Here is a 12,810-nt window from a genome sequence, read left to right as displayed (position 1 = left end):
TATGTAATGTGAGAAAAAGGATGATTGCATATCACCCTTTTTCTCAAATTGTGTACCATTAGATGAAATGGTACTTTCGGTTATTGCTGTGAATATTGTGGTTCTTCTTGTTGGACTTCTTCAACGCGTGGGTTTAAAGAATCAATAATAGTTTGCGTTTGCTCTGCAGCTGTTTGGAAAAGTTGCTTTGCTTGTTGGTTATCCGTATCAAGAGCGAATCCCTCTAAGCTAGCTTGTGCACTTTTTAATCCAGAAACAGTTTGCTTTAGTTTTGTAATTACAGTCATTGAATGAAGCCCCCTTTGGAATATCAATTCAAAGTTTATAATTTGTGAGTTGAGGTGAATTTATGATTGGAAAATTTAGGTGTATTACACGTGTAGATTACAATTTTGTAATGAATACGTAAGGGTAAGCGATAGTGGAAAAACTTTTTCTCATAGAATAAAGAATGTAAAGCAAGTTAAAAGGATATGTTAAGGAGAGGAAAATGGGTTTAATTGGAATTTTTATATTAGTTATTGGTGTGGCAAGCTTTTCTCATAATGAGGTGATTGATAGATATAATCCGCTTGTGAAAGAAGACTTTGTATATGTAAAAGCGAAAGAATCCGGCCGATTATCCACAGTTGGAGAGGTAGCTGGAGACTATAAATTTACTGGTTAATCCGCTTCGGGTGAAGAAAGAGATGTTAAGTTTTATGCGTCGCGTGGACTTAGAGAAGGGGCATATGTAAAGGTTAAAACAAAAGGTGAATATATTGAAACATACTAAGAAGTACAGCCAAATGAAATTCCAAAAGGGATTAAAAAGAAACTAGATAAATAAGATGGTTAAGAATTGCCTCCTAAATGTAGAAATTAGGGGGCGTTTTTATGCAGGAAAAAGCGTATGTACAATGTGTTATCAAAGAGTTTTTATTGATTTAAATGGTTTTTATTGCTATTATTATGAAGAGAAAATGAAGTGTATTTTATAATCATGCGCCCATAGCTCAGTCGGATAGAGCGGTGGTTTCCGGTACCACGTCTGCCGGGGGTTCGAATCCCTCTGGGCGCGTTAAAAATCCCTAACTTACATCGTTGTAAGTTAGGGGTTTTTTTATTCATAATTGTATTGTTTGTCCCGTAAATACCAGATTGGTAAGGGTTATGAATCAGTGGATGCCGTTGAACCAGATTGCGCTTTATTCATTTTAAATAATGATAAATTCATTATATATTGCAAAGTAAAGGCTGCAAGTATAATGAAGATCGGGAAGAAGAAATAGCGATAACGAATTTGAACTTCAGTCACTAAGTAAATGAGAAAAGCACCGATAATCAGAATTTGAAAATACTTCATGTTTAAATTTTTAAATGGAGAACTGAAAAGAAAAATAAAGACAGAACCCATGCTCAGCAACATAATCGATACATAGTGTATAAAGTCTAGTTTTATAAATGAAACATCGTTGATAGTATTTCTGGCGATATCATTTATAGGGATATATGCATAAGAATCTGTTGGACTACCCCACATAATAATATTTTTTTTGTTCATAAGAGGGATAAGGTCGGTTAAATTTTCGGTTCTTTCTTTAATTAATTGTTTTTGAATTCGATTATGTTCCTCTATATCAAAATCGACAATACTTTGTCTTAATTTAGCGAAGTCCTCTAAGGAATATTGGCCGTTAGATTCTTTATTCAAGCCTATAACAAATTTCCAGCCAGAATCCGCATTGGTTATTGGGTTATGTGAAATATTAAGCATTACAGGAATATAGGCTAAAGTATATAAGATAACTAAGTATGTAGAAATAAATGTTATAGAAGAAATGAAATTCCTTTTTAAAATATTGCTGTGAAAGAATAAAAGGAAAAGCCCGGCAGCTATTAAAAATAGGATCCCAATAGGATAAATAATATTTCCTAAAGCGAATAGCAGACCACCAAAAACCATATTTATGTAATTTTTATTTTCATCGCGTGCTAATAGGTGATACGTTCCCCAAGAAAACAACATCATAGAAAGATGCTGATTTGTGAGCACAGGGACTAGTAAAAATAAGTTAATAGATGTTACGTATAAAATGAAACCAAATCGCCCGAAGGTTTCATTGTTTAATCGGTGTTTAGCTATGTAAAAAATAGCTAAACCTGTTAGCAATGTATACACAATATTCAAGAACTGTAAGGCAAAGTAACTATGTGAGGTTAATGTAAGAACAAGTGCCTCGTAAATTGTAAAGCCCAACTGAGTAGTATTCCAAAAGAAGTACTGATTATCCTTAATGGCTTTCATGTTGCCAGCGGCTAATTCTTTAGCTCCATCCAACATGTACTGAAAATCAGAAATTGGAGACGAAGGGACTAATTTAATAATTATGATAGATATCAGTAGATAAACGATGCTTATCGTATAGACGTATTTTTTTGTGCTTATATTTCTTGTTAAGAAAACGAGGGCATATATGAAAATGATGAAAGCACATATCCCAAAGATGATAAAAGGACTAAATGCCAAATCTTGTTGTTGAAAGATACTCCAACACATGATTAGCAGAATGATACATGATGCCAGGTTAACTCCTAATGAAGGTATACTTCGAAGTATTTTTTGCATGATTCATCTCCCGTTCTAATTGTTGTATATAATGGAAAATTTTACGTTATAAATTTAGTTCTTTCAATATTTATAGTTAAAGATTTGTTGTTTTCTATGAAATTTTATTGTTTTATACACGAGAAGATAGAGTTTTATTCTATCTTCTTTTTTATTTCCCTATTGTTATATCTAGTGATAAGATTTACTATTAGTATGTGGTTCTAATTTTTGTGCACTATTATTTTCTTTCAATATTATTCAAATTTCGGTTGTAAGTTGTAAATCTCATTAATACATATAAATTAATAATATTTTGGAATGGGTGTCTGCGATAGGATTCTCCTTTTACCAAACTTATTGTACAATAGAAACAAGGGGGAGATTAGTTTGAAGGCAAGTCTTTTACAAGAACAAAGCTTACGTTTGGCAATGACACAAGAGTTAAGGCAAGCGATTACAATGCTTCAGTATAATGTACAAGAATTATCGGAGTTTTTGTATGAGCAATCGTTAGAGAATCCCCTTATTGAGTTAGGTGGTTTTGAGAGGGAGAAGAAGAGCTCTAACAAAAGTAAAAGTACCAGCAAACAAGTCGATAATCAGATGGAAATCTACAGTGTGGATTCCATGACGATTCAGCAACATTTATTAAATCAAATACAGTATTATAAAATAGAAGAAGAAGAGCGAAAAGTAGCTTCTTTCATTATTATGAACATGGATGGAAATGGGTATTTACAAGAAACGAATGAAGAGTTAGCAGACCTCCTTTCTGCACCGCTTCATGTAGTCGATCGCTCTGTAGAGATTGTCCAATCACTTGAGCCAGCAGGGGTAGGAGCACGTAATATTCAGGAATGTCTTATTTTACAATTGAAGCGCTTACAAAGAAGGGATGGATTAGCGGAAGATATTGTAGAGGAGCACTTTGCTTATTTCGTGAAGAAGGATTGGCGAAAGCTCGTTCATGTGCTGAAGTGTAGTAATGAAGAATTACAATCGGCGGTGAACTGTATTACATCATTGCAGCCGAAACCAGGCCTTGCGTATTCTTCGGATAAACCACTGTATATTGTGCCTGACATGGCAGTGAAAAAAGAAGGCGATCGCCTCGTTTTACAGATGAATGAGAGAAATATGCCGAGAATTGAAATTCACTCTGAGTACAGTGCACTTCTTAATAATAGTGAAAGTGAAGTAGCATCTTACGTTTCAGAAAAGTATCAGCATGTGCAATGGATTATGCGCAGTTTGAAACAGAGAAAACAAACACTTCTGCAAGTGATGACGATTATTATGGAAAAACAACGTGATTTCTTTTGGGAAGGTCCAGCGTATTTGAAGCCACTCGCTTTAAAAGAGGTGGCGGAAGAGCTAAGTGTGCATGAGTCTACGATTAGTCGTGCAACAAGAAATAAGTATGTGCAAACACCACACGGTTTATTTGAGATGAAATCGTTCTTTAGTAATGCAGTTTCGACGACAGAGGATGAGGCAGTTTCAACAAAGCGAGTGAAACAGTTTATTCAAACGCTTGTGGAAGCAGAGAACAAGAAAAAGCCACTCTCAGATCAAAAGATTTCAAAATTATTAGAAGAAGAGCATGAAATTGTTATTTCTCGAAGAACAGTGGCGAAGTATAGAGAACAAATGCATATCCCAGCTTCATCATTACGAAAAACGATCGGATAGGTGAAGAAGATGAAAGTTGTACTATATACAAAAGTAGATTGTGGTCTTTGCGTGCAGGCGAAACAAGTTTTACAAGAAGTACAATGTGAATATTCTTTTCAAATCAAGGAAATAGATATATATGAAGATAATGACCTTTTAGAAAAATATCATTTAATGATTCCGGTTGTAGAAATAGGCGGAAAACAAGTAGAATATGGTAACATTCACAAAGGTGTCATAATAAACTATATAAAGAATGCAGTTAAGAGTTGAATAAGTTTCTATCTCCTGTTACAATAATACACGTAGCAGGGATTATTTTTTTAACCTATGTGGGACACAAAATGTCACTACGGGACGTAAAGTGACCACGAGGGAAAAATGAACCAATGTAGTGAGGAGAAAAGATATGCGCTCATGGATTCAGAACACAAAAAAATTATTACCTGATCTGCTACCTGTTATGCAAACGAGAATGCAAATTCTTCAATACATTAGGCTCATGCAGCCGATTGGAAGAAGAAACTTATCAGCAAGTCTCGGTATGACAGAACGAGTATTGCGAAGTGAAGTTCAAGTTTTGAAAGAACAAAACTTAGTTCACGTCGCTTCTTCTGGAATGACTTTGACAGAAGAAGGAACAGCTTTAGTTCTTGCTTTGGAAGACTTTATGAAAGAAATTTCCGGGTTAAAGGTTTTAGAAAAGCAACTTAAGGAAACATTAGACTTGGATGAAGTTTTCGTTGTCCCTGGTGATAGTGATGAATCGCCGTGGGTCAAACTGGAGATGGGCCGTGCTTGTGTGACTTGTATAAAAGACCGTCTGACAGCGAATAATATCGTTGCTGTGGCTGGAGGAACTACGCTAGCTGCTGCTGCGGACATGATGCAACTTGATTGCAAAGATTTACATATGCTATTTGTCCCAGCACGTGGTGGAATTGGAGAAGGTGTTGAATTAGAAGCCAATACCATTTGTGCCAAGATGGCGCAAAATACGATGAGTAATTATCGCTTATTGTATGTTCCAGACCATGTTAGTAGCGAAGCATATGCGTCTATTGTGACAGAGCCCTCCGTGAAAGAAGTTCTTGAGTTGATTCGATCTTCCAATATCGTCATTCATGGAATCGGTGATGCGTTAACAATGGCACGTCGCAGAAGTACTTCGGAAGCAGATTGGTTAAAGATTCAAGCAAACGAAGCAGTTGGCGAAGCTTTCGGTTACTACTTTAATGAACAAGGAAATGTTGTTCATAAAGTAAGAACAGTTGGTATGCAACTTGAAGATTTACAAAATGTATCTCACGTTGTTGCAGTCGCTGGAGGTTCTTCAAAGGCAAAGGCAATACAGGCTGTAATAAAGCAAGGGCACACTTCAATTCTAATTACAGATGAAGGTGCAGCAAAACAATTAACAAAGGGTATTACCCTTTAATATAATCCCCCAAGGAGGAAATTCAAATGACTAAAATTGGTATTAATGGATTTGGACGTATCGGACGTAACGTATTCCGCGCAGCTCTTAACAACTCTGAGGTAGAAGTAGTAGCAATCAACGACTTAACAGATGCTAAAACATTAGCTCACCTTTTAAAATATGACACAGTTCACGGAACTTTAAATGCAGAAGTATCTGCTAACGAAAACAGCATCGTTGTTAACGGTAAAGAAATTAAAGTTATCGCTGAGCGTGACCCAGCTCAATTACCATGGAGCGACTACGGAGTAGAAGTAGTAGTAGAATCTACTGGCCGTTTCACTAAAAAATCAGACGCTGAGAAACACTTAGGTGGATCAGTTAAGAAAGTTATCATCTCAGCTCCAGCTTCTGACGAAGATATCACTGTAGTTATGGGTGTTAACCACGAACAATACGATGCAGCTAACCACAATGTAGTATCTAACGCTTCTTGTACTACAAACTGTCTAGCTCCATTCGCTAAAGTATTAAACGAAAAATTCGGCGTAAAACGCGGAATGATGACAACAATTCACTCTTACACTAACGACCAACAAATCTTAGACTTACCACACAAAGATTTACGTCGTGCTCGTGCAGCAGCTGAAAACATGATCCCAACATCTACTGGTGCTGCTAAAGCTGTAGCATTAGTATTACCAGAACTTAAAGGTAAATTAAACGGTGGCGCTGTACGTGTTCCAACTGCTAACGTTTCTCTTGTTGACTTAGTTGTTGAACTTGACAAAGAAGTAACAGTTGAAGATGTAAACGCAGCATTCAAAGCAGCAGCTGAAGGCGAATTAAAAGGTATCCTTGGATACAGCGAAGAGCCATTAGTATCTATCGACTATAACGGATGTACAGCTTCTTCTACAATCGATGCATTATCTACAATGGTAATGGAAGGTAACATGGTTAAAGTACTTTCTTGGTACGATAACGAAACTGGTTACTCTAACCGCGTAGTAGACCTAGCTGCATACATGACTTCTAAAGGTCTTTAATTCTTAAGTATATAAGCAATCAATGACAAAACGAGGGAGAGGGTTTGTTCCCTCTCTCTCTTCTTTCGTTTTAGAAGCAAATGTGTTAAGCTTTTGAATGGGTTTTGTCAATCCTAACTAGTAGTCGGAGGGAAATCCAATGAACAAAAAATCAATTCGTGACGTAGATTTAAAAGGTAAGCGTGTATTTTGCCGCGTTGATTTCAACGTACCTATGAAAGAAGGCAAAATTACAGATGAAACTCGTATCCGTGCAGCTCTTCCTACAATTCAATATTTAGTAGAGCAAGGTGCGAAAGTTATTTTAGCAAGCCACTTAGGCCGTCCAAAAGGTCAAGCAGTAGAAGAATTACGTCTTACTCCAGTAGCAGCACGTTTAGGCGAGCTTCTTGGTAAAGATGTTAAAAAAGCAGACGAAGCATTCGGACCAGTTGCACAAGAAATGGTTGCAGCAATGAACGAAGGCGACGTATTAGTTCTTGAAAACGTACGTTTCTATGCCGGCGAAGAAAAGAACGATGCAGAACTTGCGAAAGAATTTGCAGCTCTTGCTGACATCTTCGTAAACGATGCATTCGGTGCAGCTCACCGTGCTCACGCTTCTACAGCAGGAATCGCAGACTACCTACCAGCAGTATCTGGTTTATTAATGGAAAAAGAGTTAGATGTACTTGGTAAAGCACTTTCTAACCCAGAACGTCCATTCACAGCTATCATTGGTGGTGCGAAAGTAAAAGATAAAATCGGTGTAATTCGTCATCTATTAGACAAAGTAGATAACTTAATCATCGGTGGCGGACTTGCTTACACATTCGTTAAAGCTTTAGGTCATGAAATTGGTCTATCTCTATGTGAAGACGACAAGATCGAACTAGCTAAAGAATTTATGCAACTTGCAAAAGAAAAAGGCGTAAACTTCTACATGCCAGTTGATGTTGTAATCACAGAGGAATTCTCTGAAACTGCAACAACTCAAATCGTTGGTATCGACTCTATTCCTTCTACATGGGAAGGTGTGGACATCGGTCCTAAAACACGTGAAATTTATGCAGATGTAATTAAAAACTCTAAGCTTGTTGTATGGAATGGACCAATGGGTGTATTCGAAATGACTCCATTCGCAGAAGGTACAAAAGCAGTAGGACAAGCATTAGCAGATGCAGAAGATACATACTCTGTTATCGGCGGTGGTGACTCTGCAGCAGCTGTTGAAAAATTCGGTATGGCTGATAAAATGAGCCACATTTCTACTGGCGGCGGTGCGTCATTAGAATTCATGGAAGGTAAAGAGCTTCCAGGTGTAGTTTGTCTTAACGACAAATAAGTAGCAGCCAAAGAAAAAGGACGGTGCAAAGCATGCGTAAACCAATTATCGCAGGTAACTGGAAAATGAATAAAACTCTATCTGAAGCAGTTAGCTTCGTAGAGGAAGTTAAAGGTCAAATCCCAGCAGCTTCAGCTGTTGATGCAGTAGTTTGCTCTCCAGCTCTATTCTTAGAGCGCTTAGTAGCAGCAACTGAAGGAACTGACTTACAAGTAGGTGCACAAAACATGCACTTCGAAAAAAATGGTGCATTCACTGGCGAAATTAGCCCAGTAGCACTTAGCGACTTAAAAGTAGGCTACGTAGTACTTGGCCACTCTGAGCGTCGTGAAATGTTTGCTGAAACAGACGAATCAGTAAACAAAAAGACTCTTGCAGCATTTGAACATGGTTTAACACCAATCGTATGTTGTGGTGAGACTTTAGAAGAGCGCGAAAGCGGAAAAACATTTGATCTAGTAGCAGGTCAAGTGACAAAAGCACTTGCAGGTTTAACAGAAGAGCAAGTTAAAGCAACTGTTATCGCTTATGAGCCAATCTGGGCTATCGGTACAGGTAAATCATCTTCTTCTGCAGATGCAAACGAAGTATGTGCGCACATCCGTAAAGTTGTTGCAGAAGCTGTTTCTCCAGAAGCTGCAGAAGCTGTTCGTATTCAATACGGCGGTAGCGTAAAACCAGAAAACATTAAAGAGTATATGGCACAATCTGACATCGACGGCGCTTTAGTTGGCGGTGCTAGCTTAGAGCCTGCTTCGTTCTTAGGTCTTCTGGGGGCGGTAAAATGAGAAAGCCAACAGCTTTAATCATTCTTGACGGTTTCGGACTTCGTGAAGAAACTCATGGGAATGCTGTAGCACAAGCTAAGAAACCTAATTTTGATGGTTACTGGAACAAATTCCCTCATACAACGCTTACAGCTTGTGGTGAGGAAGTAGGTCTTCCAGAAGGTCAAATGGGTAACTCTGAGGTTGGTCACTTAAATATCGGTGCTGGCCGCATCGTATACCAAAGCTTAACACGCGTAAACGTTGCAATTCGTGAAGGTGAGTTCGATCAGAACGAAACATTCCAAAATGCAATTAAAAGCGTGAAAGAAAAAGGTACTGCTCTTCATTTATTCGGTTTACTTTCTGACGGTGGTGTGCACAGTCACATGAACCATATGTTTGCTCTTCTTCGCTTAGCAGCAAAAGAAGGCGTGGAGAAAGTTTATATCCATGCGTTCTTAGATGGCCGCGATGTTGGACCACAAACAGCAAAAGGTTATATCGATGCAACAAATGAAGTAATTAAAGAAACAGGTGTAGGACAATTCGCGACTATCTCTGGTCGTTATTACTCCATGGACCGTGACAAGCGTTGGGATCGCGTAGAAAAATGTTACAGTGCTATGGTGAATGGTGAAGGCCCTACTTATAAATCAGCAGAAGAGTGTGTAGAAGACTCTTATGCGAACGGTATCTATGATGAATTCGTATTGCCGTCTGTAATTGTTAACGAAGATAACACGCCAGTTGCAACAATCAATGATGATGATGCAGTTATTTTCTATAACTTCCGTCCAGACCGTGCAATTCAAATTGCTCGTGTATTTACAAACGAAGACTTCCGTGAGTTCGATCGTGGTGAAAAAGTACCTCACATTCCTGAATTCGTTTGTATGACACACTTCAGTGAAACTGTAGATGGTTACGTGGCATTTAAGCCAATGAACCTTGATAACACTTTAGGTGAAGTTGTTGCGCAAGCGGGATTAAAGCAACTTCGCATCGCGGAAACTGAAAAGTATCCGCACGTTACATTCTTCTTTAGCGGTGGTCGTGAGGCTGAATTCCCAGGAGAAGAGCGTATCTTAATTAACTCACCAAAGGTTGCAACGTATGATTTGAAACCTGAAATGAGCATTTACGAAGTAACGGACGCTTTAGTAAATGAAATCGAAAATGATAAACATGATGTTATCATTCTTAACTTTGCGAACTGTGATATGGTTGGCCATTCTGGGATGATGGAACCAACAATTAAAGCAGTAGAAGCAACTGACGAATGTTTAGGAAAAGTTGTAGAAGCGATTCTTGCAAAAGATGGTGTAGCACTTATTACTGCTGACCATGGTAATGCTGATCAGGAGTTAACTGCTGATGGCGGGCCTATGACAGCTCATACAACTAACCCGGTTCCTTTCATCGTTACAAAAAATGATGTAGAGCTTCGTGAAGGTGGTATTTTAGGAGATATCGCCCCAACAATGCTTACACTTTTAAATGTGGAACAACCGAAAGAAATGACAGGTAAAACAATTATTAAATAATTTGCTTATATAAAAAGGAGAGAATTTATTATGTCAACAATTATTGATGTTTATGCTCGCGAAGTCCTTGACTCTCGTGGTAACCCAACTGTAGAAGTAGAAGTTTACACAGAAAGCGGCGCTTTCGGACGCGCTATCGTACCAAGTGGTGCATCTACTGGTGAGCACGAAGCAGTAGAATTACGTGACGGTGACAAATCTCGTTACCTTGGTAAAGGTGTTATTAACGCAGTAAACAACGTTAACGAAATTATCGCTCCAGAAATCGCTGGTTTCGATGTAACTGACCAAGCTGGTATCGACCGTGCTATGATCGAATTAGATGGCACTCCAAACAAAGGTAAACTAGGCGCTAACGCTATCCTTGGTGTATCTATGGCAGTAGCTCATGCAGCAGCTGACTTCGTAGGTCTTCCATTATACCGTTACCTTGGTGGATTCAATGCAAAACAATTACCAACTCCAATGATGAACATCATCAACGGTGGTTCTCACGCTGATAACAACGTAGACTTCCAAGAGTTCATGATCTTACCAGTTGGTGCTCCAACATTCAAAGAATCAATCCGTATGGGTGCTGAAGTATTCCATGCACTTAAAGCTGTATTACATGACAAAGGTCTTAATACTGCAGTAGGTGACGAAGGTGGATTCGCTCCAAACCTTGGTTCTAACCGTGAAGCTCTAGAAGTAATCATCGAAGCTATCGAAAAAGCTGGTTACAAAGCTGGCGAGAACGTATTCTTAGGAATGGACGTTGCTTCTTCTGAGTTCTACAACAAAGAAACTGGTAAATATGACCTTGCAGGCGAAGGCCGTACTGGCTTAACTTCTGCAGAAATGGTTGATTTCTACGAAGAGCTTTGCAAAGACTTCCCAATCATCTCTATCGAAGATGGTTTAGACGAAAACGACTGGGATGGTCACAAATTATTAACTGAGCGTATCGGTGATAAAGTACAATTAGTTGGTGACGATTTATTCGTAACTAACACTCAAAAACTTGCTGAAGGTATCGAAAAAGGTATCTCTAACTCAATCTTAATTAAAGTTAACCAAATCGGTACTTTAACTGAGACTTTCGAAGCTATCGAAATGGCTAAACGTGCTGGTTACACAGCAGTTGTATCTCACCGTTCTGGTGAAACTGAAGATGCTACAATCGCTGACATCGCAGTTGCAACTAACGCTGGCCAAATCAAAACTGGTTCTATGAGCCGTACTGACCGTATTGCTAAGTACAACCAATTATTACGCATCGAAGACGAATTAGGCGAAATCGCTGTTTACGATGGCATCAAATCTTTCTATAACATCAAACGATAATTGTAGAAAATAAACGACAGACCGTGAGAAATCACGGTCTGTTTTTTTATGCTAAAATTGTTCGCCCGTCATAAGTGACATGAAATGTTTGAAGAAGCGATTATAATCAAAATCAATTGCTATTTGATGACTCGGCCAATCAATAAATGGTTTAGATTCTCCTAAAGAGCGAAATTCTCCAATACTTGCCCCCTGTGCATAAGATTCTGTCATGACAACGATAGGTGATTTGTGATATGTAAACATAGCGTTATCAAGTAAAGCGAGTATTGGTATTGTGTCATGGAAGGGGCTGCCCTTTAAATGTGGTAGGGCGTCTTTATAATATCCGTAGTAATAGTGATCGAATAACGGTTTGACAAGTGGAGCTTTTCCTTTTGCCTCGATGTATTCGGCCATTTCTGGTGTAATGATGGAGTATTGGGTGACGTTTAATGGGTATATGTACATGTTAGCTGCGGATTGAAGGACTATATTAGCGGCAGTAGGATCGCCATAAAAGTTTGCTTCGGAAATAGGGGTAACATTACCAGGATGGAGAAAAGCACCGCCCATTACGTAGAAAGATTTAATTTGCTCCATTAATTGTTTACATACGATAAATAAAATTGCTAGGGAGGTAAGCCTTCCTAAACTTACGATGATTAATTCATCTTTATACTGTTCAATAAGAGGAATAACTTCAAAAAAATTCTCCATTTCTTCGTTAGTCACATTCTCCTTTGGAATAATTGGGCCGAGTCCCTGTTTCCCGTGTACATCTGTAAAAAAAGCAGGAGGGGCACCAGTAATTGGCCGTTCTGATCCACCAAAGATTTTGATATTTCTACCCTCTACTTCGTTTGTAAGAAAATGAGCATTTTCTACGGCCATTTTTTTTGGAACATTGCCGTAATCAGCAACGATACCGACTATTTCTATTTCATCGATAAAGAATGCTAAGAGGAGAGCCATCGTATCATCAATCCCAGGATCACAAAAAATGAGAACTTTTTTGGGCATATGTTCACCACCTATCTTGTTTATCCCGTACAAACTTGCTTGGTGAGGGCTAATAATCAATAGGGATGAGGACACCCTCATTGATTAAAGTTTCACTTTATATATATGTAA

General features: G+C 38.4%; 12 protein-coding genes, 1 tRNA gene and 1 pseudogene. 11 read left to right on the top strand and 3 right to left on the bottom strand.

The genetic code is table 11. From position 1 onward, the window contains the following. Positions 1-80: 80 nt before the first annotated feature. Positions 81-287: a DUF1657 domain-containing protein gene (locus BTOYO_RS11820; protein WP_000216160.1), complete on the bottom strand. Its 207-nt coding sequence runs from the start codon at positions 285-287 to the stop codon at positions 81-83. 203 nt (positions 288-490) lie between these two features. Here BTOYO_RS11820 and BTOYO_RS27950 point away from each other — a divergent pair, with 203 nt between their 5' ends. From BTOYO_RS27950 to BTOYO_RS11810, 3 genes and pseudogenes are all read left to right on the top strand, one after another. Continuing rightward, the gene (locus tag BTOYO_RS27950; protein ID WP_000522888.1) at positions 491-667 is read left to right on the top strand and encodes a hypothetical protein; all 177 of its coding nucleotides are present in this window, start codon (positions 491-493) and stop codon (positions 665-667) included. Between the two features lie 51 nt (positions 668-718). Further along, positions 719-775 (top strand): annotated as a pseudogene (locus BTOYO_RS27945) (YxeA family protein); the annotation flags it as partial. Positions 776-984: 209 nt separating this feature from the next. Next, a tRNA-Arg gene (locus tag BTOYO_RS11810) sits at positions 985-1,060 on the top strand. A 90-nt stretch (positions 1,061-1,150) separates the two neighbouring features. Here the strand turns inward: BTOYO_RS11810 and BTOYO_RS11805 are convergent. Then, positions 1,151-2,608: a glycosyltransferase family 39 protein gene (locus BTOYO_RS11805; protein ID WP_001169543.1), complete on the bottom strand. Its 1,458-nt coding sequence runs from the start codon at positions 2,606-2,608 to the stop codon at positions 1,151-1,153. A gap of 369 nt (positions 2,609-2,977) precedes the next feature. On the opposite strand from BTOYO_RS11805, the gene rpoN reads away from it, so the two are divergent. The 8 genes from rpoN (at position 2,978) to eno (ending at position 11,697) form a co-directional block, all read left to right on the top strand. Further along, positions 2,978-4,282: an RNA polymerase factor sigma-54 gene (gene rpoN, locus BTOYO_RS11800; protein ID WP_000647986.1), complete on the top strand. Its 1,305-nt coding sequence runs from the start codon at positions 2,978-2,980 to the stop codon at positions 4,280-4,282. 9 nt (positions 4,283-4,291) lie between these two features. Next, positions 4,292-4,537 carry a glutaredoxin family protein gene (locus BTOYO_RS11795; RefSeq protein WP_000869745.1) on the top strand — a complete coding sequence of 82 codons (246 nt, stop codon included), beginning with the start codon at positions 4,292-4,294 and terminating at the stop codon, positions 4,535-4,537. 136 nt (positions 4,538-4,673) lie between these two features. After that, on the top strand, positions 4,674-5,702 hold the full coding sequence (cggR, locus tag BTOYO_RS11790) for a gapA transcriptional regulator CggR (protein ID WP_001258184.1): 1,029 nt from the start codon (positions 4,674-4,676) through the stop codon (positions 5,700-5,702). 26 nt (positions 5,703-5,728) lie between these two features. Then, on the top strand, positions 5,729-6,733 hold the full coding sequence (gene gap / locus BTOYO_RS11785) for a type I glyceraldehyde-3-phosphate dehydrogenase (RefSeq protein ID WP_000161234.1): 1,005 nt from the start codon (positions 5,729-5,731) through the stop codon (positions 6,731-6,733). Between the two features lie 139 nt (positions 6,734-6,872). Continuing rightward, positions 6,873-8,057, top strand: a complete 1,185-nt coding sequence (locus BTOYO_RS11780) for a phosphoglycerate kinase (protein ID WP_001036333.1) — start codon at positions 6,873-6,875, stop codon at positions 8,055-8,057. 32 nt (positions 8,058-8,089) lie between these two features. Beyond that, positions 8,090-8,845 carry a triose-phosphate isomerase gene (tpiA, locus tag BTOYO_RS11775; RefSeq protein WP_001231042.1) on the top strand — a complete coding sequence of 252 codons (756 nt, stop codon included), beginning with the start codon at positions 8,090-8,092 and terminating at the stop codon, positions 8,843-8,845. Continuing rightward, entirely contained in the window at positions 8,842-10,371 is a 1,530-nt protein-coding gene (gene gpmI, locus BTOYO_RS11770) for a 2,3-bisphosphoglycerate-independent phosphoglycerate mutase (protein WP_001231145.1), read from the top strand. Before tpiA ends, gpmI begins: the two co-directional genes overlap by 4 nt. Before the next feature lie 30 nt (positions 10,372-10,401). Further along, positions 10,402-11,697, top strand: a complete 1,296-nt coding sequence (gene eno / locus BTOYO_RS11765) for a phosphopyruvate hydratase (protein ID WP_000103945.1) — start codon at positions 10,402-10,404, stop codon at positions 11,695-11,697. A 51-nt stretch (positions 11,698-11,748) separates the two neighbouring features. Here eno and BTOYO_RS11760 read toward each other — a convergent pair whose 3' ends face one another. Next, complete coding sequence (locus tag BTOYO_RS11760; RefSeq protein WP_001125059.1) at positions 11,749-12,699, bottom strand: nucleoside hydrolase; 951 nt, start codon at positions 12,697-12,699, stop codon at positions 11,749-11,751. Positions 12,700-12,810 lie beyond the last annotated feature (111 nt).

The organism is Bacillus toyonensis BCT-7112 (assembly GCF_000496285.1).
In the GTDB taxonomy this organism is placed as follows: Bacteria; Bacillota; Bacilli; order Bacillales; family Bacillaceae_G; genus Bacillus_A; species Bacillus_A toyonensis.
The sequence above is the reverse complement of the archived record's forward strand: the minus strand, read 5'-3'. Positions and strand labels throughout refer to the sequence as shown.